At 66.8% G+C, this 25,767-nt stretch carries 22 protein-coding genes and 1 tRNA gene; 9 read left to right on the forward strand and 14 right to left on the reverse strand.

Annotation, left to right across the window (positions count from 1 at the left end; translation table 11 throughout):
* Window positions 1-38: 38 nt before the first annotated feature.
* Window positions 39-506 (reverse strand): SRPBCC family protein, encoded by a 468-nt coding sequence (locus T333_RS16330; protein ID WP_355000682.1) that lies wholly within the window; start codon window positions 504-506, stop codon window positions 39-41.
* A gap of 304 nt (window positions 507-810) precedes the next feature.
* On the opposite strand from T333_RS16330, the gene T333_RS16335 reads away from it, so the two are divergent.
* Complete coding sequence (locus tag T333_RS16335; protein WP_355000683.1) at window positions 811-1,008, forward strand: con-10 family general stress protein; 198 nt, start codon at window positions 811-813, stop codon at window positions 1,006-1,008.
* 52 nt (window positions 1,009-1,060) lie between these two features.
* Here the strand turns inward: T333_RS16335 and T333_RS16340 are convergent, their stop codons facing one another.
* From T333_RS16340 to T333_RS16350, 3 genes are all read right to left on the reverse strand, one after another.
* A complete protein-coding gene (locus T333_RS16340; protein ID WP_355000684.1) occupies window positions 1,061-1,726 on the reverse strand; it encodes a trypsin-like serine protease in 666 nt (221 codons plus the stop codon).
* 326 nt (window positions 1,727-2,052) lie between these two features.
* A complete protein-coding gene (locus T333_RS16345) occupies window positions 2,053-3,600 on the reverse strand; it encodes an ABC transporter substrate-binding protein (protein ID WP_496424977.1) in 1,548 nt (515 codons plus the stop codon).
* A 72-nt stretch (window positions 3,601-3,672) separates the two neighbouring features.
* Window positions 3,673-5,598 (reverse strand): hypothetical protein, encoded by a 1,926-nt coding sequence (locus T333_RS16350; protein WP_496424978.1) that lies wholly within the window; start codon window positions 5,596-5,598, stop codon window positions 3,673-3,675.
* A gap of 304 nt (window positions 5,599-5,902) precedes the next feature.
* On the opposite strand from T333_RS16350, the gene T333_RS16355 reads away from it, so the two are divergent.
* Window positions 5,903-6,832, forward strand: coding sequence for an alpha/beta hydrolase (locus tag T333_RS16355; RefSeq protein WP_355000687.1), 930 nt, complete (start codon window positions 5,903-5,905; stop codon window positions 6,830-6,832).
* On the opposite strand, the gene T333_RS16360 is transcribed toward T333_RS16355, so the two are convergent.
* Window positions 6,810-7,406, reverse strand: coding sequence for a TetR/AcrR family transcriptional regulator (locus T333_RS16360; RefSeq protein WP_357252061.1), 597 nt, complete (start codon window positions 7,404-7,406; stop codon window positions 6,810-6,812). The two genes, T333_RS16355 and T333_RS16360, sit on opposite strands and share 23 nt — an antisense overlap.
* A gap of 93 nt (window positions 7,407-7,499) precedes the next feature.
* Window positions 7,500-8,576 (reverse strand): phospho-N-acetylmuramoyl-pentapeptide-transferase, encoded by a 1,077-nt coding sequence (gene mraY / locus T333_RS16365; RefSeq protein ID WP_355000689.1) that lies wholly within the window; start codon window positions 8,574-8,576, stop codon window positions 7,500-7,502.
* A gap of 198 nt (window positions 8,577-8,774) precedes the next feature.
* Between mraY and T333_RS16370 the strand changes: the two genes are divergently transcribed.
* Complete coding sequence (locus T333_RS16370) at window positions 8,775-9,044, forward strand: hypothetical protein (protein ID WP_355000690.1); 270 nt, start codon at window positions 8,775-8,777, stop codon at window positions 9,042-9,044.
* Between the two features lie 93 nt (window positions 9,045-9,137).
* Here T333_RS16370 and T333_RS16375 read toward each other — a convergent pair whose 3' ends face one another.
* Entirely contained in the window at window positions 9,138-9,608 is a 471-nt protein-coding gene (locus T333_RS16375) for a DUF4760 domain-containing protein (protein ID WP_496424979.1), read from the reverse strand.
* A gap of 496 nt (window positions 9,609-10,104) precedes the next feature.
* On the opposite strand from T333_RS16375, the gene T333_RS16380 reads away from it, so the two are divergent.
* The 3 genes from T333_RS16380 (at window position 10,105) to T333_RS16390 (ending at window position 14,967) form a co-directional block, all read left to right on the forward strand.
* Complete coding sequence (locus T333_RS16380) at window positions 10,105-11,025, forward strand: alpha/beta hydrolase (protein WP_496424980.1); 921 nt, start codon at window positions 10,105-10,107, stop codon at window positions 11,023-11,025.
* Window positions 11,026-11,097: 72 nt separating this feature from the next.
* A complete protein-coding gene (locus T333_RS16385) occupies window positions 11,098-11,793 on the forward strand; it encodes a hypothetical protein (protein ID WP_496424981.1) in 696 nt (231 codons plus the stop codon).
* 1,176 nt (window positions 11,794-12,969) lie between these two features.
* Entirely contained in the window at window positions 12,970-14,967 is a 1,998-nt protein-coding gene (locus tag T333_RS16390) for a hypothetical protein (RefSeq protein WP_496424982.1), read from the forward strand.
* Window positions 14,968-15,348: 381 nt separating this feature from the next.
* On the opposite strand, the gene T333_RS16395 is transcribed toward T333_RS16390, so the two are convergent.
* On the reverse strand, window positions 15,349-16,281 hold the full coding sequence (locus tag T333_RS16395; RefSeq protein ID WP_496424983.1) for a tyrosine-type recombinase/integrase: 933 nt from the start codon (window positions 16,279-16,281) through the stop codon (window positions 15,349-15,351).
* Between the two features lie 99 nt (window positions 16,282-16,380).
* A tRNA-Ile gene (locus T333_RS16400) sits at window positions 16,381-16,454 on the reverse strand.
* Window positions 16,455-16,629: 175 nt separating this feature from the next.
* On the opposite strand from T333_RS16400, the gene T333_RS16405 reads away from it, so the two are divergent.
* Entirely contained in the window at window positions 16,630-17,061 is a 432-nt protein-coding gene (locus T333_RS16405; RefSeq protein WP_357252047.1) for a nitroreductase family deazaflavin-dependent oxidoreductase, read from the forward strand.
* A 208-nt stretch (window positions 17,062-17,269) separates the two neighbouring features.
* Here the strand turns inward: T333_RS16405 and T333_RS16410 are convergent, their stop codons facing one another.
* Window positions 17,270-18,265 (reverse strand): zinc-binding dehydrogenase, encoded by a 996-nt coding sequence (locus T333_RS16410; protein ID WP_357252043.1) that lies wholly within the window; start codon window positions 18,263-18,265, stop codon window positions 17,270-17,272.
* 489 nt (window positions 18,266-18,754) lie between these two features.
* Here T333_RS16410 and T333_RS16415 point away from each other — a divergent pair, with 489 nt between their 5' ends.
* Window positions 18,755-19,282 (forward strand): UCP032817 domain-containing protein, encoded by a 528-nt coding sequence (locus T333_RS16415; RefSeq protein ID WP_357252040.1) that lies wholly within the window; start codon window positions 18,755-18,757, stop codon window positions 19,280-19,282.
* Here the strand turns inward: T333_RS16415 and T333_RS16420 are convergent.
* Genes T333_RS16420 through T333_RS16430 form a run of 3 tightly spaced genes read right to left on the reverse strand, consistent with a single transcriptional unit; the run spans window position 19,275 to window position 23,091 of the window.
* Window positions 19,275-21,047 carry an SDR family oxidoreductase gene (locus tag T333_RS16420; protein ID WP_496424984.1) on the reverse strand — a complete coding sequence of 591 codons (1,773 nt, stop codon included), beginning with the start codon at window positions 21,045-21,047 and terminating at the stop codon, window positions 19,275-19,277. The two genes, T333_RS16415 and T333_RS16420, sit on opposite strands and share 8 nt — an antisense overlap.
* Window positions 21,048-21,085: 38 nt before the next feature.
* Entirely contained in the window at window positions 21,086-22,192 is a 1,107-nt protein-coding gene (locus T333_RS16425; RefSeq protein ID WP_496424985.1) for a PDR/VanB family oxidoreductase, read from the reverse strand.
* On the reverse strand, window positions 22,189-23,091 hold the full coding sequence (locus T333_RS16430) for a metal-dependent hydrolase (RefSeq protein WP_355000698.1): 903 nt from the start codon (window positions 23,089-23,091) through the stop codon (window positions 22,189-22,191). The genes T333_RS16425 and T333_RS16430 overlap by 4 nt, the downstream gene beginning before the upstream one ends.
* 275 nt (window positions 23,092-23,366) lie before the next feature.
* Between T333_RS16430 and T333_RS16435 the strand changes: the two genes are divergently transcribed.
* Window positions 23,367-24,764 (forward strand): WS/DGAT/MGAT family O-acyltransferase, encoded by a 1,398-nt coding sequence (locus T333_RS16435; RefSeq protein WP_496424986.1) that lies wholly within the window; start codon window positions 23,367-23,369, stop codon window positions 24,762-24,764.
* Between the two features lie 56 nt (window positions 24,765-24,820).
* On the opposite strand, the gene T333_RS16440 is transcribed toward T333_RS16435, so the two are convergent.
* Window positions 24,821-25,708 carry an alpha/beta fold hydrolase gene (locus T333_RS16440; protein ID WP_355000700.1) on the reverse strand — a complete coding sequence of 296 codons (888 nt, stop codon included), beginning with the start codon at window positions 25,706-25,708 and terminating at the stop codon, window positions 24,821-24,823.
* Between the last annotated feature and the right edge of the window lie 59 nt (window positions 25,709-25,767).

Below are 25,767 nucleotides of genomic sequence, written 5' to 3' on the forward strand. Positions count from 1 at the left end.
GGGGAATTCGGAGACCCGGGCGTTCCCGGCCCGTCCTGTCAGGCGTTCTCGCCGAGCGATTCCCGATAACCCGCCAGCACCTGCTCGCGCAGACTCTTCTCGGTGTGCCGGATGGCCGGGCCGACGAAGGCCTGGATGATCTTGTCCAGCGCGCGGCCCGCGAATCCCCCGGGTACCCGGTAGTCGACCACCACGCCGATCTCGGTGGTAGTCGGATCGATGGCCTGGAAACTCCAGTGGACCGTGCCCTCGATGCCCTTGATCGCGTGCAGCGAGACCTTCGCGCCGTCTACCCATTCGGTGACCTCCGCGCGCATGTGCAACGTGGTCGGGCCGAGATGCAGCGCCGTGTCGAACACCGCGCCGACGCCGGTGGTCTGCTCGCCGACCGGCGTGTAATGACGAACTCCGAACATCCACTTCGGCACATTCCGATAGTCGGCGATGTACTCGAATACGAAATCCACCGGCGCCGCACCGGTCGCCTTGTGCTCGACATGTCCCATGACTGCTCCCCTTCCGCCGGGCCGCCCCGCTGGTGTCGAGGGTAGGCGGTACCCGCGAATGCCGCCGCTCGAGTGGAAAGCGCTCCAGCAGAGCGTGATTCACCTCACGACGCGAGGGATTTCGCGGTCGCTGGAACGCGCGATCGTCGTGCGCAGAACGACAAGGCTGCCGCAACGGTCCCCCAACATGCGAGCGCCCATCGATAGCCGGGCGCGTGTTTGCCTCCGCCGCCCCCGGGTAGCGCCAGGAGTGGTGGCGCGAGACCGCGTCACGCAACCGCCGACCTTCCGAGGGAGGATGACGATGGCAAACAACCAACGAGGTTTCGCGGCAATGGATTCCGAGCAGCAGCGCAAGATCGCCAGCCTGGGCGGCAAGGCGAGCAGCGGCAGCTTCGACAACGACCCGAGAAGGGCGAGCGAAGCGGGTAAGAAGGGCGCCGCGGCCCAGCCGACCGAGGCCAAGCGACTCGGCGGCCAGCACAGCCACCAGGGCCGCTAGCGAATCGCGCGGGAAGAGCGGGACATTCGGCACCGCTCTTCCCGCCCTCGATTCACTCGACGTACCACCGGAAGTGATCGGGGCCCTGAGCGTGGGCGTCGATGGTGTCGCGCAGATAGTTGGCCGACTCGACCAGCACGCCACCCGATTCCAGACTGCCGATCACGATGCCGAGGAAGGCCGCGCGGCCCTCCGGTGTCGGGAAGTAGACGATGCCGCCCGAATCACCCCGGTCGGCCACGAAATCCGCGACGAAGAAGGTCGCGCCCACCTCGGTGACCCGGCCGCAGGTCCAGTTGGTCGCCCAGCCGACGTGGCAGACCTCCTGTCCCACTTGGGCATCGGTGTAGGTCGACTCGATGCCGAAGTTGCCGAGCGAAGCCGAGACACCCACCCCGGCGGCCAGCCGGATGAGCGCGAAGCCCAGCCCGCCGATCGTGGCGTCGTCGCCGTGGCTCTGCTCGTATCGGCCGATCACCCTCCCGTTCTCGTCGTAGACGGTTCGGCCTTCTTGAAAACAGTGCGCGGCGGTGACTGCGTACTGCTGATCCCCCATGTGTCCGGTCGCGCCGACCGAGCAGATGCTCTCGCCCGTCGTGATGGTCATGCCGGGATAGGCGATCCCCTGCGCCTGCGCGGTGGCCGGAAACGCCGCGCCGAGGCCCGTCGCCAACGCCGCCGTCAGCAGGAGCTGCGTCAGCTTGTTGCGGTAGTTCATGTTCACGCTTCCTCATGCGTGGCCGAGGCGCGGTCGGCCGGTGTAACTCGATGCGCCCGATCGGCGGAAGGCTCGCCACGAATCCACGGACAGCCGACCTACACGCGCCCCGACACGCGAGACGATCGGCTACCCGAAACCCGGATCACGTGGCGGACTCGCCCACTCCCCCTCACCCCTGACGAACGACCTGTCGCCGTTCGCGCCGTACCGTATCACGCACCGCCGACACCAACGCGACACCGCCGAATGCCCAGCGCCCCTTGATGAATCAGGCCATACCCGCGTGCGCAGAGCGGCGGCGGATGGCATGCACGCCGGACCCGTCACGCAGCGGGTCGGACGCACTCGGGGATCGGTTCGCCCGGCTTCGCCTCGACGGTCGGCACATACGGCCTGCCGCCGACCTCACCCGCCGGGCACAGCCGCACCACCGCGGGATCCGGTCCGGCCCGGTTGCCGCTGTTGTCGAAAACGATCGGGCCGCCCGCACCCGCCACCGCGAGCTCGGGCGAGGTGAAACCACCGAGGGTGATGTTGACCTGGCTGCGCTGAACCGTCGACGCGGCAGGAAGCGCGCGCACGGCGGCGACGACAGTGCTCAGCGCGTCGTAGGCGTTCACCGCCCAGCCGTCGCCGACGTGCGCGAGATCGAATCCCGCTGCGGTGTAGGCCTCTTCGAACAGGGCCCACTGCGGATTGTCCTGCTCGGGTCCGTCGGCCCCCGCGACGAGGGTGAACAGCACCCGGACGCGTCCGCCGACGAAGCTCGGCGAACTCAGCGCCTTGCCACGCAAATCCTCCAGCGCGGCATCGGATTCCGCGGTGCGCAGCCGATTTCCGTCGGAGGTGCTGAGCACCGTGATCGAGGTGGCCGCGCACTGCCCGTTGGTGTACGAAACGTCCAGGTCGTAGAGCAGGCGACCGAGGTCGCGACCGCGTGCCAGATACGCGATCGTCACGTCCTTGGCCGTCGCGCACACCCGTCGCGCCGTCTGCGAAACGGTGGTCGGCTCTTCGGCGTCGAACTTCACCTCGAGCAACTCGCCGCCGTACTGGCGGTGCAGGAAGGGCAACGTCGTGCAGGTATACGGGTCCGACCCACCGGTGGGAACCATGACGAAATCGGGCCTGGTCGGCGCGACCGCACCCAACGCGCGGACCTGCACCGCGACACGGAAGGCGACCCGATAGTAGTAGTCCTTCCCGACTCCCCGCGGATAGGTGATGTTCTCGTCGCACCGGGTGAAGTCGGGATCGTCGCCGGCGGAACCGGCTTGGTCGAAGCCCTCGGCGGTGACCACGTCCGACACCATCGGAATCTTCTCGGCGGCAAGCAGATCCGCGACCTCGGCCGTGGTTTGGTCGCTGAGACCGATGCCCGCGACGGCGACCACGTCGCCGCGCTGCGCCATTTTCCGCGCCACCGCCACGGCGTCGCCCTCGGGTCCGTAGTCACCGAGATTGCCGACGACGAGACGCATCGGATGCACGCATCCGGTGGCGTTCGCCCGGCGCTGGCCGACGGCCATACCTTCCAGCTCGTGCACGGCGCGACTGCCCGCCAGCTGGTCGGTCATGGTCAGCAGCACACCGACGGTCACCGGTGTGCCGGGACATCCGTCGGCGGCGGTGCGGTTCTGCTCATCGATGACCCGCATGACGTGCTCGAACGCGGGCAGTTCGAAAGCATAAGGGCCCTCCGACAATCCGACGCACCGGCCGCCCGCCGCCCACGCCGCCGTGCTCGGCAAACCGTCGTTGCAGGTGGCCAACCGCCGCAACGGCTCACGGGCCGCGAACCCGCTCACCGCGCCGACCACCAAGATCACGACTACACCCAGCCGCACCCAGTCGGTCCAGGGTCGCGGCATGGGCCTTCGCCGCTTCGGGACTATGCCTGCCCAGTAACGCGACTCCACAGCGGGCTCCTCATCGAGGTCGGGTCAACGGGTTCGGCGCACACAATGGTGGTAGTCGTTGGCGCGCAACAGGAACGGGCTTCGGTCCGTAGCGTGGTCGGCGAGGCGTTCGAAGCTGTGCGCCGCCCGTGCGCAGAGGATCTCCCTGCGCTCCGCGACGGTGATCCGCAGGTCCGATTCCACTGCGGGCACGACCGCGAGCAGCACCGCTATGTGCTCGACGCGACTCGCGGCGTGGTCGCGGCCGTCGACGAGACCGGCATCCGGCCTGCGCGGATCGGACATCTCCACGATCTTGTCGAACAGCGACAACCACTCGGAAGCGGCTGTGCTCGGCAGCAACTCAGCCAGTTCGTCGACGATGGCGGCGCCACCGTGCAGCAGCCGCGTGTAGTGCAGCCTGCTCGCGCGATCGCCGGAAGGCGCTGTGTCGAGCAGCTTTCCGAACACGCGGTCCCAACCGGGGTGACGGTTCGTGCGCACCGCCAGTTCGCGCAGGCCCATGCGACGAACGAAGGCGGGCAGCACCGCGCTGTCGGTCGGCCCGCTCCACAGCGACGGAGATCGGAACACCGGCGAACGCTCCCCGATCCCGGAGGGCAACAGCGTGACCAACCGGAGTGCGTCGCCCTTGGTGCGCGCCGCCGACACCGTGACGAGCGCGTCGAGCGTGTCCTCGTCGAGTTGCTTGCGCGGGTGCAGATCCTTGGCGAACATGCCGAGCAGGTGGCGTTGGACGGCGGTGCCCGGCCCCGCGTGGTTGTCGCGCAACAGGTCGTCCAGGTCGTCTACCGACCGCCGACGCTGCCGCAACCGATCCAGCACATAGGCCGTCGCGGCGGGGTGGCCGCCGGTCAGCCGGTACACCTGTTCGCCGATCCGGTCCGCCTCGATCGAGGTGACGTCCTTGGCGAGGGTCTTCACCTCGAACTCCGTGAAGTCGTCGATCCGCAACCGCGCCCACGGGTTCCGCTCGGACGGATCGGCGCGTCGGCGCGGCGTCCACGTCACCGGCGCGGGGACCTGTCCGTCGAGTTCCTCGGCGAGCACGCCGGAGCTGGTGGTGACGAGCGTCAGCGGATCCGTCAGCGGGGATCCGGCGGCGGTCATCGCCTCGCGCGCACGCAGCAGTGCGCTGGTGAAGGCGATCGCGGTCGGGGTGTCGCCATCGTCCAGCAGCACAACGACATTCGACGGTCTTCCGGCGACCCGCGCCGCGCTGTGCCGGAGGTCGGCGAGGAAGGCGCTGATCAGCAGGTTGTCCACGCCGCGCCTGGTGGCCGCGTCTTCGCTGGCCGCTTTGATGCCGAGTTCGATGAGCTCCGTCTCGGCGTCGGCCCGCAGGCCGAGATCCTGGTGTCCGTACCAGGAGACCGCCGAACCCCAGGTGATCTTGGTGATCAGCCTGCCGCGAGTCAGCCTGCCCACCACCAGGTTCGACAGGTGCTGGCTCAGGGTCGGCGCGATCATGCTGGCGCCGGGCAGCTTGATGTTGGCGGCCTGCGCGCCGGCCAAACCGACCAGATCGCCGATGAAAGCGACCAGCGTCGCGCGGTCCCGGTACCGATTCAGCGCCGTGCGCAACCGTTCTCGATGCTCGGTCGCGGGAATCTCGGTGAAATTCTCGTTGATCGCGATCTGCGCCACCACGATGCGCGGAAACGCCATCGGGAAGCCGGGCAGATCCATGCTGAGGCCGAGCATCGCCGCGGCGAGCACGGGGCGGGCCGGGTTATCCGGGTCGTACGGGCGTTCCAACGGCCGGACCAGGACGGTCGGGGTCCGTCGCTGCCACCGGTCGAGCACCTGCTCCAGCACGGTGGTGCGGCCCGACCCACCGTACCCTTCCAGCACCAGTACGGGATTCCCGGTTTCTTCGGTGTTTCCCCGCGGAACCCGCACCAGGGTGTCGATCAGTTCCAGCAGCTCGGCGCGCCCCACGATCACCAAGCCTCACCTCCCTCGGGCTTGCGCGAGACTCTAGCAGCGCGACGCCGATTCCGCTGTGAGACAACTCGATCCGCGCTCCGACTCGCCCGAGTTCGACGCAAGGCAGGCTGCCCGGCCCATCGGCGGGCGCACCGAGGCCCCCGTCTGAGTGCGTGAGCGGCAAGGTTGAAGGTCCGAATGTGAGCCGGTGGTCGCGCGGGCTCGCGGGGTGCCGATCTTCGCAGGTCAGCGGGGTCGTCTACGGCGGAACCGACCGGGTCGAATGCGAGTTGTCCGCATGGACGCCGGGGCCGAGCCTGAATACATGGAATACCTGCGATACGCCCAATTCCTGCCCGCCGACTATCGACGCGAACCCTTGCTCGAACCGATCTCCACCTGGTGGTCGTGGCGCGGGCGCACTGTGCACGTCGCCCGAGCGGCGCGACCCGATGCGGCGGTGCGGGTGCTGCTCGTCCACGGCGCGGGCGGGCACGCGGGACTGCTCTGGCCGTTCGCCGCGCTCGCCGCGAGCGAGGGCGTCGAAGCGATGGCCATCGATCTGCCGCTCTACGGCGACACCGTCGAACCCGAGCCGAACTCGGTCCGCTACGCCCACTGGGTGGACCTGCTCAGCGAATTCGTCCTAGCCGAAACAGAATTCGACGAACGGCCGTTGATCCTGTTCGGCGCGAGCATGGGCGGCATGCTCGCCTACGAGACCGCCGCGCGGACGCGAGCGGTGGCGCACGTCGTCGCCACCTGCCTGCTCGACCCTTCCGACCCCGCGGCTCGGCGTGCCGCGGCACGCTGGTCGTTCACGGGCGGCTTCGCTCCCTTACTGCTGCGATCGCTCACACCGCTGGCCGGGCTTCGGGTGCCGATCAGGTGGTTGGTCGACATGCGGAACATGAGCCTCGACCCGGCCCTCTCCGACCTGTGCGGCAGCGACCCGAAGGGCGGCGGCGCGCACGTCCCGCTGGGATTTCTCGCCGACTTCCTGAACTTCCGGCACACCCCGCCGGAGGAGTTCACCGCCACACCGGTCACCCTGGTGCACCCCGCGGCCGACCGGTGGACACCGCCGTCGCTCAGTCTCCGGTTCCTGGCCAGGGTCCCCGGACCGACCAGGACCGTTCTCTTGGACGGCTGCGGACATTTCCCGATCGAAGAACCCGGCCTGAGCCTGCTGGCGACGACCTTGCGCGAGGTGCTGGCCGAAACGGCCGCGCTCACGCCGCCGGATCGGCGGTGATCCGGCGGACCAGCTCCAGCAGCCGTTCGGTGTCGAGCCGGTGTGGGATCAGCACTCGATGCAGCTGGACGTCTACGGCGTGAACAATGGTGCGCGCCAAGTAATTCGGGTCCTCGCCACCCCGGCCGCAGCGCACGAGGTGGAACGCCACCTCATCCGCGAGCCGGTCCTCGAACGCCCGCATCGCCGCCACCTCCGCCGCCGACCGGGGCGCGACCCGGTGCAGCACCGCGTGCAGCGCGGGCCGATCCCGGTGCAGGTCGACTACCGCCTCCAGGATCACCCGCATGGTCTCGTCGAACCCGGGCCGCGTCACACGCGCCTCGGCGAACACCGCGTCCAGCCGCGCCATCCCCTCGGCCACGTGCCGCTCGGCCAGCGCGTGCAGCAGCGCGTGTTTGTTGGGGAAATACTGATACAGCGACCCGATCGACACCCCGGCGCGCTCGGCGATCCGGTTCGTCGTCGTCGCCAACCCCTCCCGCCCGAACATCTGCGCGGCCGCCTCGAGCAGCGTGTCCACGGTCTCCTTCGACCGCCGCTGCCGCGGCGCCTTGCGCGGTGTATCGGCCATGATCCCTCCACCGTAGCCCGCGGCGGAGGACTCCCGCACTCGTCCCGCACTCGGTTCCGTACGCCTCCGAGGCATACGGACGCAGGGCCAGGATCAGCCGACGACGGCGAGATACTCGCCGTAGAAGAGCATGAGCCCCACCGCCGCGGCGATCCCCGCGAGGAGCCAGAAGCGGATGATCACCGTGGTTTCGGCCCACTTGCTGAGTTCGAAATGGTGGTGGAACGGGGCCATCTTGAACACCCGATTGCCCGTGGTGCGGAAAACGACGATTTGCAGCAGGACCGAAAGGATTTCCGCACAGAACAACGCGCCGACCACGGCCATCAGCAGCTCGGTGTGGGTGGTGATCGAGAGGCCCGCGAGCAGGCCGCCGAGGGCCAGCGAGCCGGTGTCTCCCATGAAGATCTTCGCCGGTGCGGCGTTCCACCACAGGAATCCGATGCACGCGCCGACGCCCGAGGCGCAGACCACCGCGAGATCGAGCGGATCCCGGACCTCGTAGCAGCCCGGGGCGACCCCGGTCGCGCACGCGTTGGTGTACTGCCAGAAGGTGATGATCACGTAGGCGCCGAGCGCGAAGCTCATGGATCCGGCGGCGAGGCCGTCGAGGCCGTCGGTGATGTTCACGGCGTTCGACCAGGCCACCACGAGGAAGCAGACGACGAGCAGGAACCCGACAAGCCCGAGCGACACGGCGCTGAAATCCCGGACGTAGGACATGTGCTTGCTGGCGGGCGTCAACCCGGCGCCGTCGGGGAATCGCAGTGCCAGCACGCCGAACAACACGGCGGCGCCGAGCTGGCCGAGGTACTTGCCCGTCGCGGTCAGGCCGAGATTGCGTCGCTTGCGCAGCTTGATGGAGTCGTCGAGAAAGCCGACGAAACCCAAGACGGTCGCCAACCCGAGAACGAGCAGCGCGGAAGCCGACGGACCATCGACGCCGTCCCGGACCACGATCAGATGCGAGCCGAGATACCCGGCCCACAGACCGGCGATGATGGCTATGCCACCCATCGTCGGCGTGCCGCGCTTCGCCTGATGACTCGCCGGTCCGTCGACGCGGATCTCCTGACCGAAGTTCCTCGTGACGAACGCCTTGATCAGGAACGGCGTCACCATGATCGACACCGCCAGCGCGATCATCGCCGAGAACAAGATCTGATTCATGGGCTCCCGTACCGCCGTTGAGCTTCCGCCCTGTCCACCAAACCCGTACGCCTCGGTCAGATGCTAGCCAAAGCGAGCGGTGTACGCCGTATTCGGCCCCGAACCCGCACGTGCGCGTCTCGATCGTTCGCCGAATACCCGATTCCGCCTTACTCTGAGATAGCAAGGGGCACACGGTGATACAGGGGAGGGCGCGCGATGCGCAGTCTGGAAGACCGATTCGGCGACGTCATCGACCAACTCGAGAGTCTGGGCGACCGGCCCACACTCACGCAGGTCGACGAGCTACACCACCTGGTCGACGACCTCGACTACGAGCTGCAGACCACGACGGGCCTCGGCGCTCGCCGCTACGAATTGACCAAGCGCAGCAGGCACTCGCACGCCCTGCTCGGCGAGGCCCGAAACCGCGCCCTCGACATCACCGACGAATGGGAAGTCCCGCAAACCATCGACCGGCCCTACTGAGTTTCCATCGCGAGGGTCGCGGGTCGCGGCCTCGGTCGCGACACGGCTGAACGGCGTGCCCGCCGCCGAAGGCTGTGGCGACCGGGATGCGGCTTACCGTGACTGCCGCTGCCCGTGCAGTTCGGTGGCGCGTCCGGCGAGCCAGGCGAAGTCGTCCCACAACTCGGGCGCGCCCCGGTCCGAACGGTATTTCTCGACCAGCGGTCGCAGGACGCTCCAGCAGGTCCGAAGCGAATCGCCCCAGGAATCGGCGACCACGTCGGTCGGGATGAACCCGTTGCGGCACATGATGGCGACACAGTCGTAGCTGTGGCAGACCCGTTCGGCGCGCAGGATGTCGTCCTCGGTCCAGGTGTCGAGGTCGCGAATCCGCAATTCCCGCATGACGAAACGCCGATCCTGACGGATCACTTCCGCCTGCAGCATGTCGTACACCGCTTTGAAAGCGCTGGCGTAGGTCGTCTTTCGCATCTCGGTCACCTGCCACACCACCAACGACGCGGCGACGAGCGCGATCACCGCCGTCGCCACACCAGCAGCCGCGGCGACCGCCGACGAGTCCATGCCACACCTCGCGTGAGTGATGCCAGAAGTTCCTGAGGAAGCCTAACCGAGTCCCCCGATCGGAGCGTGGTCGGCGGAGGTGACGCATCGGCATCTCGAAGAGGTCAGCGACACGGTCTCAGTGGCACCCGCGGCCAGGCAGGCAGCTCATGCCCGTCTTACCAGAACCTGTTGCACGCGAGCGAGATTCATCAACGCTGTACTGAGACATCGACTGATCTCTCGCCGCTCCAGCACGGATCACGACTGGTTCGGCGAGTCCCGATTACCTTGTGCGGCCCCGGCCGGCGGAGTCCGAGAGCGGTATCGCCGAGCTGCGGTCGCGCGATCGGTCAGCGCAGTGCACAACCAATAATTGTGGCCAGCACGCGGATTGGCTGTTGAGGCTCGTCGCTTCACCTGGTTGCATCCTCCTGGTCGATGTGGGTTGTTCGGACATGGCGGCAGGCTTTCATCGGCGCTCCCCACACGACACGCGGCTACGAACGGGAGGAACATGGAGATCGGACTGAAGCGGCTGATCGGCGAGGGACTCGACGCTTACGTCGAGGAGAGCCGACAGTTCAACGCGGCCTCACCTGCTGGCGCGGGCCCGACCAGTATCGAGGAATTACGGCAGGCCCGGGCCAGGCAGGCCAGGTCTCTCACGTCATCGGGTGACAGGGCTACCCAGCACACCGCCGAAGTCGGTGAGCGTCGAGTCCCGGTGCGGATCACCGTCCCTCGGGAAACCGAGATCCGGGGCGCCTACCTCGACATCCACCCTGGCGGCTTCTACCTCGGATCAGCGGCCAGTGAGAACGCCCGCAATGCTCGTCTGGCCGACGCTCTCGGCGTGGCCGTGGTGAGCGTCGACTATCGATTGGCGCCCGAGCATCCATGGCCCGCGGCTCCCGACGACTGCGAAACCGCGGCGCTGTGGCTCCTCGAACAGGCCGAGTCATTGTTCAGGACAACGAAACTGGTGATCGGCGGAGCCTCGGCGGGCTCCACGCTGGTCATGACCACCCTGCTACGACTACGCGACCAGGGCCTGGCCGATCCGTTCGCCGGTGCCGTCCTACAGTTCGGCGCCTACGACCTCAGCGGGCGATCCCCCGGCGGGAGGCTGTACGCCGACGAGTTCTTCATCGAGGCGTATGTCGGCCACGTCGCCGACCGAACCGACCCCGATATCTCTCCCCTCTACGGCGACCTCACCGACCTACCGCCGACACTGCTGGTGGTAGGAGGTCTCGATATCCTCCTCGAAGACAACCTGGCTATGGCCGCCCGCCTCTCCGCGGCGGGAAACGACGTGGACATCCGGGTGTACCCCGAGTCCACCCACGCCTTCACCCATTGCCCGACCGGCATGGCCGCCGCCGCGCTGCGGGATATCGATTCGTGGATCGCGCACCGTCTATCAGGCGACTGAGTCCGGGGGCTACGGCGAATAGGCCGTCGTACGCAATTCCACAGTGAATTACCTTTGCTAGCAAACGAATTCATGATCTCTGATCTGGAAACAAAAGGGTCCATTCACGCGATGAGGGGTGAGATGATCGAGTTGCCCGATGGCTACGGAGGAGGCAGGGCCGTGATCGACGGAATGGTGATCGCTGGTTATCTCGCGGGGGCGCTCGGAGCCGCAGGCAGCCGGTGGGTCGATGGCCAACTCGATGGGCTACTCAGTTCCCTCACCGAGACTGTGCGGCGCAAGCTCGGCCGCGCGCCTCTCGACGACCTCGCCGAGAACCCGGACAGCGTTGCGGCACATCGTCGCGTGGCCGCCTCGATCGAACGTGCGGCTGCCACCGACGCGCAGTTCGCACGGGAACTCGCCGAGCTGCAAAATCAGCTCGGTCGGCGCGAGGGATACAACAGCGTGATCCTGACCGGCGGTGGTAGCCAGACCGTCGCCGGTTACGGCCAGGGCCATACAGCGGGCAGAGACAACATCGTCTCCGACTACTACGCCCCGCAAAACGACGACCTGTCCGGGGCCCCGACTTGGACGAAAGTTTGCCTCTGGGTCGGTGGCGCGATTGCCGTATTCGGCTGGGTGATCATGATGATCGCCATCAGCCAACACAATTCACCGAGCACTCCCGGCGTCGGATTCGCGATCTTCGCCGCGGGAGGAATTTTGATGGGCGCAGGCGAGCTCGGGGCACGGACCTCGACTCCTCGGCGCCGCCGATAACGTCCGAAGCTACGGCCAATCCAATGCCGCCGGTGAATTCGCGTGAAACGTCGACAGCGATGCTGGCGACGGACGTCCGTATCACTTCGCCGCCGTGAGGCCAACGAACGCGCTGCAACGACCGGCCGACCGTGAACCGCGCCGAGCCGAGCGATGCCGAACGGCGGGCGACACCGGGGAGCAACCGCTCGGCTTGGCACCTGTCTCCGAGAACAGGAGCGGACGAAGGTTGAGGCGCTTCAACTGGGCGCTGCACGCCACGGACGTCGAGTAGGAAATCCAGCGGAATCCCACGCCCAGTCGACCGCCGAAATCTATCGCTGCCGAGCCCCGTCCGGGACGAACGCACAGCGAAATCGCGAACATTTCCGCTGGTAGAAGGGATTTGTGGGGCGGGCGGGGCTCGAACCCGCGACCAATGGATTATGAGATCAAACACTCCGAACGATGTCCTGACTAGGAGAAACGCGGGTCAGGAACAAGCAAAGAGGCGGAATACATTGCTGTCGAACACCAAGTGTTGGATCGTGATTGGCTTCCGAGGTGGCATGGGTTCAATCCCAGTATCGCGCCCACCGTCTCACAAGGTCAGCCCCGGCTTCTAGCGGGCCCGATTCGTTCGTTCCCAACGGGTACACCCAAACACCCCAGCACGCAGGGCATTGCCCATCGGCGCCACCGATGGCCCACCGCCACCAGGCAACACCGCCAGCCGAAGCCCCGCTACGGACATCGGCGACGCGTGCAGCGCGAAGAACCCCTCCGCGCCCCTGCAACGGCAAAGTCCACGTCCCTTACCCTGGAAGCCGGAGACCTGACCCGACATACGTCCAGGGCCGACGTCGGCGGTGTCGTCGCCCTGATGATCGCCTACCGCCGCCAACGCGATCTCGAACAGTTCCAGGGTTTGTTGCACGTTTCGGCGCCGCAGCCGCCCAACTCGGCGCAACTGATGTCGCCGTCTGCATCTGACTGGGGGCGCGAGTTGTTTGATGCTTCACGAACTGAGTGCGAGCGACTCGCAGCAACCTGCTTGCAACTCTCGACTGATGTGTCGTACCGCGGAGGTAAAGTGGTAGCGCGAACGTCGTTGGCGTACGCGAAAATGCCGAGGCCCCGGCTGCGGCGAACTCCAGCAACGGCCTAGGAAGTCTTCGTAGGATTCCCTGATCCTAGATGGTCATGCTGAGTGCGGTGACCGTGTACAGCACGATCGTGCTGTGCGTCACCTCTACGCGGGGCTGCGGCCGTACGCGGCCTGTGCCGCAGATTGGGGTACCAGTGGTCGAACGACCGCGACTTCGAATGCTTGCCCGCGACGGCGCGGGCGGAACGCGCAGTGGTGGTGTGCCGAGGCAACGACCGGCGTGGTTCAGTTCGGATGAACAGTATGAAGCGTTTCTGAATACGACGCGGCGCGACCTTGGGCCGCAGTGCATTACCGCAATCAGCATCGGTATTGAGCACCTCGATGAGCAGCGCCGCCAGGAGTTGCTCGCCGACCGCGCGTTGAAGCTCACCCTCGAATTCGTATGCAAGACCTTCGCCCAGTTCGACGATGCGGCACTGCATTCTCGTATCAACACCTTCGAGAAGCAGTTTGTACGTGGACTTGCGGGCGATCTCGGAGTCAAGGTCTGCGAGTCCGTCAAGAACGGGAATATCTTGATGCCGCCTGCTGCGGTGACGCAATTGATTCGCGAGGTCATCGAATGGTGTCCCGACGCGGTGGCAAGTGACTCGGGTGACGCAGACGCCCGTCTGCCGTTGGATCGCAACGACTTCGTCCACCTGTTAATTTCGATCAACGGTGACCAAGAACGTCAAGACATCCCGGACTTCTTCCAGTCCTGGCCCCCGACCGCCGAAGAACTCGAGAAGTACAACGCAGCGATGTCGATCGATGATGACCTGGTGCGGAGTGAGCTTCAGCGGCACATGCTGTCTGATCTCGCCCGGATGCAGGCCAACGCCACCACGGTTCCAGACGAGCTGCTTGGCGACACGTACGACACCTGGTTCAAAGGTTGGCCGACGGTAGCTCCGCACGATCTGATTGGCGATACGCCCATTGACGCGTTCTACGCAGCGACAGATGTGCCGCTGCACGAGTTCGTCACATTGGGACTCGCGCTCTGGGAGCTAACCAAGACCGGTAACGTGACCGTCAGCGCATCGTCGATGGAGGGTTCTGCCGATCCCCTAGCCATACGTCTGATGAAGTCCGCGGCCTCGCTCACCGTCAAGGAATACCGCAAGCGGCTGGATCGGGAACGCAAGAAGGGACTTCTTGCGCACCGCCGTTATACCTTCACTGAGCGGCCGCTGTTGCGCTTCGCTGACGACGAATACTTGGTGCTACGACCGGCCTGGGCGCTGGACCGCTTTTGTGGTTCCCAGCTGTACTGGCAGACATTCTTCGACTTCGGAACCGAGAAGGATCCACGCGGCGAGCAGTTCAGCCATGCGATGAACTATGTATTCGAACGTACCGTCGGTTACCTATTCCGACGAGTGACCCGTCGTGCCAGCGCGGCCATCACGCTGATCACCGAGAAACAAATGCAGCAGGCGTGGAAACGTGGGGGCAACTTCCCGTCGGTGTGCGACTGGGTACTTGTGGCTGGTAGGTACTGCCTTCTGGTGGACGCGACTAATCACTGGCTCGACGAAAAGGCAGCGCAGGGCTCCGCTGATGCGGAGGACTACCAAGCAGACGTCGAGGATATCTTTGTCAACAAGAAGTTCCTTCAGCTGAAGTCGACGATCGAGCTTCTCGCCGAAAAAGGCTGGGAGGGACGCGCATTCGATGACCAGATGATATATGTTCCGATGGTGATCGTACCGAACGCCGGTATCCCGCCCAATGTGCTCTCCGATGTCGACTTCAAACTCCGATCACACGAGGTTCTCGGGAAGCTCGGCAAGTTCGTGACACCGCCGGGTGTGCTGACCCACCATGAATTGCAGGTGTTCGAGGGAGTTTGCGAACACCGCGCCCCGAAGGCATTTGTCGAGATGCTCGCACAGTGGCGCATCCTATGCACCAAACAGATGCCGGTCCGCCCGCAAACCTTCCTCGACCTAGCTGGCACCGACCGTCCAATGGGTAAATACCCGACAATTGCTCGGTCGCTGCTCATGAAGAAGCTGCAACCGGACCAGGCGGGGTGACCGATCTCGCGGATTACCTTGTGTAACTGCGGGCTCGGTCGAGCCAAGGGCCATCTTGGGTGGCCGTTCGCGAGCGGAGTGATTCAGCGATCAGGAGGAACGCCGATGCATCGGCCCCGGTAGATCGAGGTGCTCGATCGCCAGAAGTGGGATGTCGACACCGAACCGGCGACCCGCGCCGCAGCCGATCACATCATCGCCACCCATGCGTGGTGCACGCCCTCCTGTTGTCAATTCCGAGGCTGGCCAAGCGACTCACCGCCACCGTAGAAGCGCTGGCGGGCGATGGCATCCCGCTGTACCTGGAGCATGGGGAGCCGGTGGGCGGCCCACACGCCCGGGACTGATCGACAAATAAGATCCGGGCCGTTCGAGGTCCTGTCAGAGCTTGTCACCCAATCGAGCTCGACGGTGGGCCGACTTCGCCCGCGAGTCCGCGACCGCCGCCCCATACCGCCCGAGCATCTGACGCGATCGCCAGCCTGCGAGCATCATCAAGTCCTCCTCTTGGCCACCACTGTCGAGCCAGGTGTGGGCGAAGAAGTGGCGCAGTTGGTGCGGGTGCAGACGTTCGATCCCCGCGGCGTCGCATCGGCGTTCGAGCATCTGCCGGATGCCGGAGTCGGTCATCGCACCCTTGTAGCCGAGCCACAACGCCGCATTCTCGTTCTTCGCGGCGGGGTGGCGTGCGCGCACGCGCAGGTAGCGGCGAAGTGCCGTGCGGGTCTTGTCGCCGAATGGCACGGTGCGCGGCCGTCGGCCTTTGCCGATCACGAGCACGGTGTTCTCGTTGAAGTCCAGCGAGTCGACCTCGAGCGGTGCCATTTCGCCGCAACGGATTCCAGTGTCGGCGAACAGTCGGATGATCGCCGTGTCGCGGCGGTCGTTGAAGTCCGTGCCGCCGCACTCCGAAAGCAAGGCGCGGACGGCGTCGATGGTCGGGACTGGCACTTCCTGCTCGGGCACGGCCGGTGGGCTCATCTTGTCGAACGGGTTCGTCTCGATGATGTCCTCGGCGGCGAGATACTTGAAGAACTGTTGCAATGACCGATACTGCCCGCGGGCGTACTCGGGCGAGAGCGGCTCTCCGGTACGGAGGTTCGGCCGAGTGAGCAGATCCTCGATGTATCCCCCGAGATGTTCTCGTGTGATGTCGGGCGCCGAGGTCGAGAGCTCGTTGCGCTCGAGGTAGTCGGCAAAGTATCGAATGCGCGTCAGGTATCCGTCGATCGTCTGCTTGCTGCGGTTCTTGCGGCGCAGCTCGGTGGCGAAGTCCTCCGCCAGCTCCCGGATGTCGTCCAGATCCAGCCCCATACCAGCTGATTCTACCGCTGAAATACATTGCTGTCGGAGCGCTGTTCTGGACCAACTCGGCTGTTGAACTCAGCGTTTCCGCTGGTAAGAGCGGGTTTGTGGGGCGGGCGGGGCTCGAACCCGCGACCAATGGATTATGAGTCCACGGCTCTAACCGACTGAGCTACCGCCCCGCATGCGCGGTGGAACCGCGACTGTCAAGGATGCTACCGGGCGCGGCGGGCCGGGCACCAGTTGACTCCCCGGCCCCTCGACGCTACTCCGACGAAGCGCGGTCTGTCGGCCGACTCGGCCGGGCGAGGTCGATTAGGGTGGGGCCGACACCGGAAACTTACTGGAGGGTCAGATATGGCCAGTGTGTTCGCGAATGTGCTGCGGGTTCATCAGTGGGTATACGAGAAGAGCGGCGGGCTGGTGGGCCACAAGCTGCTGTTCGGGAATCCGACCCTGCTGTTGCGAACGATAGGACGGAAGACGGGTCAGGAGCGGACCTCGGCGCTGACCTACGGACGCGATGGCGAGGCATACCTGGTGACCGCGTCGAACGGCGGCTCGCCGCGTCCGCCGGGGTGGCTGGCGAATGTGAAGGCGGCGCCCGAGTGCGAGATCCAGGTGGGGCGACGCAGGATGAGAGTGGTTGCGCGAGCGACGTATCCGGACGACCCGGACTACGCACGACGTTGGGCGATAGTCGACGAGGTGAACCAGGGCCGCTACAGCGCCTATCAGAAAATGACCAAGCGGCCCATCGCGGTGGTGGTGTTGACGCAGGCGAGGTGACGCGGTCAGTCGTCGCCGTCTCCCCATCGCCCCTTGTCCACCGGCACGCTGTCGTCCCACCGACTCTCCATTCTCGGTGGGCGACTTGCGAATTGGACGACGGCGAAAACGAGGAAGAGGACGACGGCAACGACACCGACGACTATCAGAGTTTGCACGGGGGCACCCTAGCGCTGTCTGAGACCGATCGCACCCACGCGCGGACAAGTCACAAAGTAAGCAGCGTTCGACCGAGAGATTTCCTCAATTCGATTGCGGCATGGGCTCGGTCGGCGTGTTCGAGGGGGAACGTCTGACCGATCACGACCTCGATGTCACCGGCGACCACGGCGTCTTGGATACCCCGCGCGAGGGCGTTCCAATCGGTGTCGGCGCCAGTGATGTCGAACAGGCCGAGCACCGCGATATCGCGCGCGGCCAGCCCGTCGCGGTCCAGCTCCGCGAAATCGCCCGCCGCGGCGCCGTATCCGAGGAATCGGCCGTGGTCGGCGATGGCTTCGGTGGCCGCCGCGCCGAGGTCGCCACCCGCTCCGTCGAGCACGACGTTCACCCCGGCCCCGCCGGTCGCGGCGCGTACCTTGGCCGACCAGTCCGGCTCGGAGTAGTCGATGACGGCGTGCGCGCCGAGCCGTTCGGCGAGTTCGAGCTTGTCGCGGCCGCGAGCCGCCGCGACCACGTGTGCCCCTGCGGAGCGCGCCAATTGGATGAGCAGCGTGCCGAGCCCGCCGCCTGCCGCGGTGACGAGAACCCACTCCCCCGCCTGGATCGCGGCCCGCTCGAAGACGGCGAGCGCGGTCCTGCCGTCGTGGACCAACGCCACGGCCTGCTCGAGCGAAAGCCCTTCCGGCACTTCGTTGAGCGTCTCGACCTTGGCCAGCGCCTTTTCGGCGTAGCCGCCGATGGGCTGACCGCCGCCGATGCCGCTCGCGGCGGTGCTGGTGGCGACGCGCTTGCCGATCCACGAGGGATCGACCTCCGCGCCCACCTCGACGACCACGCCCGCCACTGCTCCGCCCGGCACGTAAGGGGTTTCGATCTGGAAGTATTCACTCCCCCACCCGCCGCGCAGCCGGGTGTCGAGGAACATCACGTCGGCCGCCGCGACCTGAACGACCACCTGACCGGGACCCGGTGTCGGATCCGGGATCTCGCGCACCGCGAGCACCTCTGGTCCACCGAATTCCGTTGCCTGCACAACCCGCATCACTGACCTCCACATCTCGTTGATCAGTGCCCAGCATGAAACCTGAAGTTCAGTAGAGGTCAAGCGCTGGGAGCGGTATCACTCGCGAGCGAGGCGGGACATCGCGTTCAGGAGCCCCCGCCACCGCAACTGCTGCCACCACCGCCGCCGCAACTACTGCTGCTCCCGCCGCCACAGCTACTGCCGCCGCCCCCGCCGGACCCGCTGTCTCCGCCGCTGCCGCCCGAACAGCCGCTCACGGAGTCTCCCCCGCCGCAGCCGCTGCCGTGGTGGCGGTGCCCCGTCCCGGCGCCGCCCGCGAACCACGGTCCCGGATTGTGGTTCGGTCCCCACCCTGGCTGCCGCGACGGCCTGTTCACGGCCTTGACCAGAAGCACCACGAACGCGACGACGGCGACCACGAATATCACGACCACAGCGATCAGAAACAGACCCAGGAGAACAGCCCTCATGCCGGAATGGTAGCGGCGCGCCGCCGTACAGTGAATCGTGCAGTTTTTCCGTTCCCGACAGCGCCTCCGCCGCCAGGTCGACCTACGCGACGTCGAGGAGGCGGTGGCCGCGCTGGAACTCACCGAGGCCGTCTTCAAGACGTGCCCTTGGCAGCCGCGCGAGCTGGTGGAGACCGGCCTGCGCCAGTGGCTGCGCTGCTGCGGCGCGGCGATGCGCGACGGCCAGGTCATCGGCATGCCCTCGCACGCGGTGGACGAGGCGTGGCACGGCCTGATCCTGTGCACGCAGCGCTACGCCGCGTTTTGCACGGCGGCCTACGGCCGGTTCCTGCACCACTACCCGGACGGGGACGGCCCCGCCGAGCCCACCGCGCACGGTTCGATGACCGAACAGCTCGGCCGCACGGTGGTGGCGTGGTCGATGGTCGCGCGGCCCGGTGAGACCTGCGTGCTGTGGGATCTCGACAGCAAGGTCGGGGTCGCCGAACCGTGGGGCATCGACGCCCGGCGCGTCGCGGCGATCGAGGCCGAACTGCACCGGGCGGCGACGAACCCCGCTAAGTGAGCTTCACCCGCGCCGCGAAGAACCGCACCACCGCGGGCGCGAAGCGGTTGAACTGGTACTGCAAGCGCGCCTCCGGGGTGACCGGCACGATGCTGCGGTTGCGCCGGACGGCCCGCACGATCTGATCGGCGACCTTGTCGGGCGTGTAGTGACGCCTCCGGTACAGGTCGTCGTACTTGGCCTGCTTGCGCTTCTCCTCCTCGGCGCTGACGCCCGAGAAGGAGGTGGTGGCAACGATATTGGTGTGCACGATGCCGGGGCAGACGGTGTGCACCGAGATGCCGCGGCCAGCCAACTCGGCGCGCAGGCAGTCGGAGAACATGAACACCGCCGACTTGCTGGTGGAGTACGCGCTGAGCCCCTGCTGCGGGCTGTAGGCCGCCATGCTGGACAGGTTGACGATGTGTCCACCCAAACCACGCTCGCCCATGGCGGCGCCGAAGGCGCGGCAGCCGTTGACGACGCCGCCGAGGTTGATCCGCAGCACCCGATCGAACTCCGCCGACGGCGTGTCGAAGAACCCGCCCGCCTGGCCGATGCCCGCGTTGTTGATCAGGATGTCCGGCACGCCGTGCGCGGCGAACACCTCGGCCGCGTGCGCGGTGACCTCGGCCTCGTCCGAGACGTCGAGGCGATAGGCGTGCGCCACACCGCCTTCCGCGGCGATCAGCTCCGCGGTCTGCTTGGCGGCGTCCAGATTGATGTCGGAGAGCACGATTTCGGCGCCGAGGCGGGCGAACGCCAGCGCGGTCTCCCGGCCGATGCCGCTGCCGCCGCCGGTGATCACCACCAGCTGGTCGTCGAATTCCTTTCGGTTCCGGTCGGTTTCGGCACGACGCAGGCCGCGCGGCACCGCGCCACCGGCGAGGGTGTCGATCAGCTCGGTGGTGGCGGTGGCCAGCAGTTCGGGGTGCGAGAACGGCATCCAGTGCCCGGCGGGCACGTCGCGACGCCACAGCCGCGAGACCCACTTGCGCTCGTCGTCGTAGCCCGCGGGCCGCACCGCGACGTCGCGACCCGCCACGATCAGCTGAACCGGCACCTCGGTGTGCCGCTCCCGCGGGCCGAGCAGCCGGGGCACGATGTTCGCGCGGTAGATGCGCAGGCCGTCGACGATGTCGCGCCGGAAGGTCGGCGCCAGGGTGACGTTCGACGTCGGTGTGTCGTTCATGAGGGAAACGACGCGCTGCCAACGCTCTTCGGTGCCGAGCGCGGTGAAAGCGGCTCGCGGCAGTACCGGCGTCATGAAGAAGGCGGTGTAGGCCGAGGAGAGCAGCTGGGTGAAGGGCTGCCAGATGTTGCGCGGCGTGGGCCGGGACAGCCTGGCGCGCACCCACTTTCCGATGTGGTCGAGATTCGGGCCGGACACGGAGGTGAACGAGGCGATACGGTCGGCGGCCCGCGGTTCGCACACCGCCTCCCACACCTGCACCGACCCCCAGTCGTGGGCGAGGACGTGCACGGGCGCGTCGGGGCTCACCGCGTCGGCGACGGCGTAGAAGTCGGCGGCGAGCTCCTCGAGCCGGAAGTCCGCGGTGTGCTGGGTCCGGGTCGACCGGCCGTGCCCGCGCGTGTCGTAGGTGACGACGTGGAACCGCGGCGTCAGCAGCGGCACCACGGCGTCCCAGAGGTGGTGGGTGTCCGGCCAGCCGTGCACGAGCACCACGGTCGGATCGGCGGGATCACCGTATTCGTAGACAGCGAGGTCGAATTCACCGCTGCGCACGATCCGCTCGGTCGCCACCGAGTCGATATCCGTCGTCATGGACGTCTCCTTGTTCTCCGGGTCGGAGGGGGTCTCCACTACAGGTCGAGCACGAGACGGCCACCGTCGCAGCGCGATACGCAGGCCAGCATGTCGCCATCGGCGCGTTCGTCCTCGGTGAGCACCGTGTCGCGATGGTCCGGCTCGCCGGCCAGCACGCGCACCTTGCAGGTTCGGCAGAAGCCCTGCCGACACGAATACGGTTGATCAGGGCGGGATTTCAAGAGGGTGGTCAGCGCGGACTCGTCGGCGGGCACTTGGAGCACTTCACCGGTGGAGGCGAGCTGGATCTCGAACGGCCGCCCGTTCACGATCGGCGGCGGCGAGAACCGCTCGGAATGCAGTTCCACGCCGCGCATTCGACGCACCGCTTCGGCGACGGTGGTCGTCATCGGCACCGGACCGCAGCAGTACACCGCGGTGCCGGTGGTCACGCCGGGCAGCAGTGCGGGCGCGTCCGGCAGACCGTGTTCGTCGTCGGTGCGCACGGTGACCCGGTCGCCGAACGTCTCGATCTCGTCCAGGAACGGGATGGTCTCGCGGCTGCGGCCGACGTAGACCATGGACCAGTCGAGGCCGAGCCGCATCGCCAGCCGCGCCATCGGCAGGATCGGGGTGATTCCGATGCCGCCCGCGACGAAGTGCAGGTGCACCGCGGGTGAGCCGTAGCCGGGCACCGCGAACGGAAAGGCGTTGCGCGGCCCGCGCACCACGATCGGCGCGCCGACCGGCAGCGCGTCGTGCACCTCCACCGAACCGCCGCCGCCCTCCGGGATGCGGCGCACCGCGACACGGTAGGCGCGGGTGTCGGCCGGGTCGCCGCACAGCGAGTACTGCCGCAACCTGCCGGAGGGCAGCTCCAGATCCAGGTGCGCGCCCGGCCGCCACGCGGGCAGTTCGCGGCCGTCCGGCGACTCGAGTCGCAGGCTCACCACATCCTGGTCGTGCGCCTCGACCCGACGCTCGGTGACGACGAGCGACAATCTCCGGTCGTCGACCTTCGGGCGCAGATCCCGTCGGTTGACGAGCGTGGCCCAGCGCAACCGGGCCGAGGCTACGGCATCGAGCACCCGTACCGCCCGGTCCCGATCGCGCTTGCCGAACAGGTCGGCGGGCAACTGCTCGGGGACGACCCGCGGACTCACGAGGCGACCGCGCGCGCCGCGGGCGAGGCGGCCAGGTACGCCACCGCCTGTGCGGTGGAGCCGACCGTCTCCGGGTTGTAGCCGGGCTCGAGCGTGGACAGCGCACTCCACAGCAGCGACGGTACGCCGGGCAGGGAGCCGCGCCACATGGCGCCGAAAACCCGCTTGATCAGGCGCGGATAGCCGAGATCGGGCAGCGCGGGATCCTGCTGGACCATGAATTTGGTGCCGCGCACGACCAGCGAGATGAAGATCGGGAAGACCAGCACCATCAGCGCCGACCTGCGGATGTATCCCGCGCCGAAGTACACCGCCACGTCGTGGGCGACATGCCGGTGTTCCACTTCCTCCGCGCCGTGCCAGCGGAACAGGTCGGCCACCCGCGGGTCCGCACCGAACTTCTCCAGATCGGCGTTGAGCACCCAGTCACCGAGGAAGGCGAAGAAGTGCTCGAGGCAGGCGATGAACGCCAGCCGCTCGACCATGATCTGGCGCTGCGCGATGCCCTCGACGTTCTTGGGCCCGAGCGTCTTGCGGAACAGGTATTCGGCCTGTCGCACATACGGCGCCGGGTCGATGCCGTTGGCCGCGAGCACCTCGTTCAGCACCTTGTCGTGGGTTTCGGCGTGCATCGATTCCTGACCGATGAAGCCGAGCATGGCCTCGCGAAGCTTCTCGTCCTTGACGTAGGGCAGCGCCTCGGCATACGCGGCGCAGAACATGCGCTCGCCCTCGGGCAGCAGCAGATTCAGCGAATTGATCAGATGCGAGGCGATCGGCTCCTCCGGCATCCAGTGCAGCGGAGTGTCGGCCCAGTCGAACTGGACGTTACGTGCGTTGAGGGCCACCTCGCCCGGGTCGGTTTCCGGTCGCCGGTGAGCCCTGCGAAGTAGCTTCATCGGTACTCCTCGATCCTCATACGTGCACCTCAGCGGCGAATCGGCACGGCGGTGCGCCGATTCCTGCGCTGGTGTAGAAACGATCATACACATACATGGAACTAGCGGTAACACACATGCATGTCACCGATCGGACTCGAACCCGACACGGCGGGCTATCGCCCGGCATTCATCCGATGAATTCCGTTCTCCAAGTGGACGATAGAGAGCGCCACTGTGACCGACCTCCCCCGAATCCAGCCCAAAACTAGAACCTGTTCTAGTAGTCTTTCGCTATGGAACGTTTAACCGGATTGGATGCCAGTTTCCTCTATCTCGAGACCGGGACCCAGCATCTGCATGTGTGCGCGCTGCTCATCCTGGACCCGACCGCGGACGGCGTGCGGTACTCCTTCGACTCCTTCAAGGCCGAACTCGGCCGCCGGGTGCCCCTGATTCCGCAGATGCGGCGGCGATTGCACGAGGTGCCGTTCAACCTGGACCATCCAGTCTGGGTGGAGGACCCCGACTTCGATCTCGACTACCACATCCGCCGCATCGGAATCCCGAGTCCGGGCGGCAGGCGCGAGCTGGCCGAACTGGTCGGCGACATCGCCAGCAGGCCGATGGACCGCGACCGGCCGCTGTGGCAGATGAACGTCGTCGAAGGCATCGACGGCGACAAGGTCGCGGTGATCTGCAAGTACCACCACGCCGCCGTGGACGGCATCACCGGCACGAACATGATGATGCATCTGTGCGATATGGAACCGGGCGTGACGCATCCGGAGCCGACCGAGGAATGGCGGCCCGAGACCGCGCCGAATGACTGGAAACTGTTGGCGGAGGCGGCCGTTCGGCTGCCCGGCAAGGCGGGCATCGTCGGCATGCTGCCCAAGACCGTCGGCATGCTCGCCGGTTTCGCGCAGCGGCGGCGAAACAACCAGGCGGGCATGGCGATTCCGCTCACGGCGCCGCGCACGCCGTTCAACAGGGCCATCACACCGCATCGCACCGTCGCCTTCGCCGAAGCGGATCTGGCCGCCATCAAGGAGATCAAGACCGCGTTCGACGTAAAGGTCAACGACGTGGTGCTGACCGTCGTCGGCGGTGTGCTGCGCGCCTATCTGGACAAGCACGGCGAGCTGCCCGATCGCTCGCTCATCGCCTCGGTACCGGTGTCGGTGCACGAAGCCACCCGGCACAAGGCCGGAATCAACAAGGTCTCCTCGCTGTTCTCCGAGCTCGGCACCGACATCGCCGACCCGGTCGAGCGGCTGCGCAAGGTGGCCGAAGCGAACCGCGACGCCAAAGACGAACACGACCTCATCGGCGCCGACTTCCTACAGGATTGGTCACAGTACGCCCCGCCCAACACTTTTCAGCTGGCCGCGCGGGTCTACTCGTCGCTGAAGCTGGCCGAGCACCATCCGGTGGTGCACAACCTCGTCGTCTCGAACGTGCCGGGACCGCCGATGCCGCTGTACTTCCTCGGCGTGAAGGTCGACGCGATGTATCCGTTCGGGCCGGTCTTCCACGGTGCCGGGCTCACCGTCACGGTGTTGTCCAACAACGGCGATCTCGATATCGGGTTCATAGCTTGTAAGGAACTCGTGCCGGATCTCGCCGCGATGGCCGACGCGGTGCCGGACATCATCGACGAATTGCGTTCCGCGGCACACGAAGTGGAGTGACCCGCGCCGCCCTGTTCGCCACCGACGCCGAACAGGGTCGACCGCAGCGAATTTCGCTACACCCGGTCGACGACCGACGCGCAGCCGTCGAGCAGTGCGGGAACGAAACGCTCCGCGCCGAAAACGCAGCCCGCATGTCCCACACCGGCCAGGTGAATGGTCGAGCCGGGAATCATCGTCGCCATCTCCAGCTGCCGATACACCGGAATCGCCCGGTCGCGGGTCGTGATGACCACCGCCGTCGGCGCCGCGATCGTGTCGAGCCAAGCGGACGCGTCGAAGTGGCCGACCTCCGCGATCACCTGGGCCAGCGCCCATCCGCTCGTACTGCGGAATTCACCGAGCGCCCACTTCTCGAAGCCGCCCGGAGGCCAGGTATGTTCCGGCAGCTCGGACAGTGTGCTCGCGAATTTCTCGATGCGCCGCAACGAATACGGTCCGATGGCGTCGGCGAACGCGCCGAACACCTGGTGGAACGCTTGCTCGCGCCACTTCTCCCGGAATCGGTACGGCGTCGCGCACAGCACCAGCCCGCCGACACGGTCCGGATGCCGGTGCGCGGCCGTCAAAGTCACCACTCCGCCGAGCGAATAGCCCGCGCAGATCGGGCGCTCGACCCGCATCGCGTCGGCGACGGCGACGACGTCGTCGGCGCAGTCGTCCACCGAGAAGCGCGGGGATCGGATGCCGCGGCCGTGCCAGCGCTGGTCGAACAGGATCACCCGGTACCGCTTTGCGAGCGCTTCCAGCGCGGGGAACCAGGTGAGACAGGCGGTGCTCGCGGTGCCGTGCAGCAGGATCAGCGTGGGAGCTCCCTCGGGCCCCGGCATGTCGACCACGTAGGTGCGTCCCCGGCCGGGCAGGTCGACCAATCGGCCACCGGGCACCTCCGCGATGTCGGGAACGCCCGCGCGCCGGATCAAGCGTCGGAACCGGTTCGCCATCGTCGGCCTCCTCCGGACGAGCCGTCACTGAAACACGTTCTATTCGATGATGCCACACG

Source organism: Nocardia sp. CNS-044 (assembly GCF_059570515.1).

What these genes read in the sequence shown, in the direction of transcription:
- T333_RS16330 (WP_355000682.1), bottom strand. Translation starts at nt 506, where the DNA reads ATGGGACATGTCGAGCACAAGGCGACCGGTGCGGCGCCGGTGGATTTC.
- T333_RS16335 (WP_355000683.1), top strand. Translation starts at nt 811, where the DNA reads ATGGCAAACAACCAACGAGGTTTCGCGGCAATGGATTCCGAGCAGCAG.
- T333_RS16340 (WP_355000684.1), bottom strand. Translation starts at nt 1,726, where the DNA reads ATGAACTACCGCAACAAGCTGACGCAGCTCCTGCTGACGGCGGCGTTG.
- T333_RS16345 (WP_496424977.1), bottom strand. Translation starts at nt 3,600, where the DNA reads ATGCCGCGACCCTGGACCGACTGGGTGCGGCTGGGTGTAGTCGTGATC.
- T333_RS16355 (WP_355000687.1), top strand. Translation starts at nt 5,903, where the DNA reads ATGGAATACCTGCGATACGCCCAATTCCTGCCCGCCGACTATCGACGC.
- T333_RS16360 (WP_357252061.1), bottom strand. Translation starts at nt 7,406, where the DNA reads ATGGCCGATACACCGCGCAAGGCGCCGCGGCAGCGGCGGTCGAAGGAG.
- mraY (WP_355000689.1), bottom strand. Translation starts at nt 8,576, where the DNA reads ATGAATCAGATCTTGTTCTCGGCGATGATCGCGCTGGCGGTGTCGATC.
- T333_RS16370 (WP_355000690.1), top strand. Translation starts at nt 8,775, where the DNA reads ATGCGCAGTCTGGAAGACCGATTCGGCGACGTCATCGACCAACTCGAG.
- T333_RS16375 (WP_496424979.1), bottom strand. Translation starts at nt 9,608, where the DNA reads ATGGACTCGTCGGCGGTCGCCGCGGCTGCTGGTGTGGCGACGGCGGTG.
- T333_RS16380 (WP_496424980.1), top strand. Translation starts at nt 10,105, where the DNA reads ATGGAGATCGGACTGAAGCGGCTGATCGGCGAGGGACTCGACGCTTAC.
- T333_RS16385 (WP_496424981.1), top strand. Translation starts at nt 11,098, where the DNA reads ATGATCTCTGATCTGGAAACAAAAGGGTCCATTCACGCGATGAGGGGT.
- T333_RS16390 (WP_496424982.1), top strand. Translation starts at nt 12,970, where the DNA reads ATGGTCATGCTGAGTGCGGTGACCGTGTACAGCACGATCGTGCTGTGC.
- T333_RS16395 (WP_496424983.1), bottom strand. Translation starts at nt 16,281, where the DNA reads ATGGGGCTGGATCTGGACGACATCCGGGAGCTGGCGGAGGACTTCGCC.
- T333_RS16405 (WP_357252047.1), top strand. Translation starts at nt 16,630, where the DNA reads ATGGCCAGTGTGTTCGCGAATGTGCTGCGGGTTCATCAGTGGGTATAC.
- T333_RS16410 (WP_357252043.1), bottom strand. Translation starts at nt 18,265, where the DNA reads ATGCGGGTTGTGCAGGCAACGGAATTCGGTGGACCAGAGGTGCTCGCG.
- T333_RS16420 (WP_496424984.1), bottom strand. Translation starts at nt 21,047, where the DNA reads ATGACGACGGATATCGACTCGGTGGCGACCGAGCGGATCGTGCGCAGC.
- T333_RS16430 (WP_355000698.1), bottom strand. Translation starts at nt 23,091, where the DNA reads ATGAAGCTACTTCGCAGGGCTCACCGGCGACCGGAAACCGACCCGGGC.
- T333_RS16435 (WP_496424986.1), top strand. Translation starts at nt 23,367, where the DNA reads ATGGAACGTTTAACCGGATTGGATGCCAGTTTCCTCTATCTCGAGACC.
- T333_RS16440 (WP_355000700.1), bottom strand. Translation starts at nt 25,708, where the DNA reads ATGGCGAACCGGTTCCGACGCTTGATCCGGCGCGCGGGCGTTCCCGAC.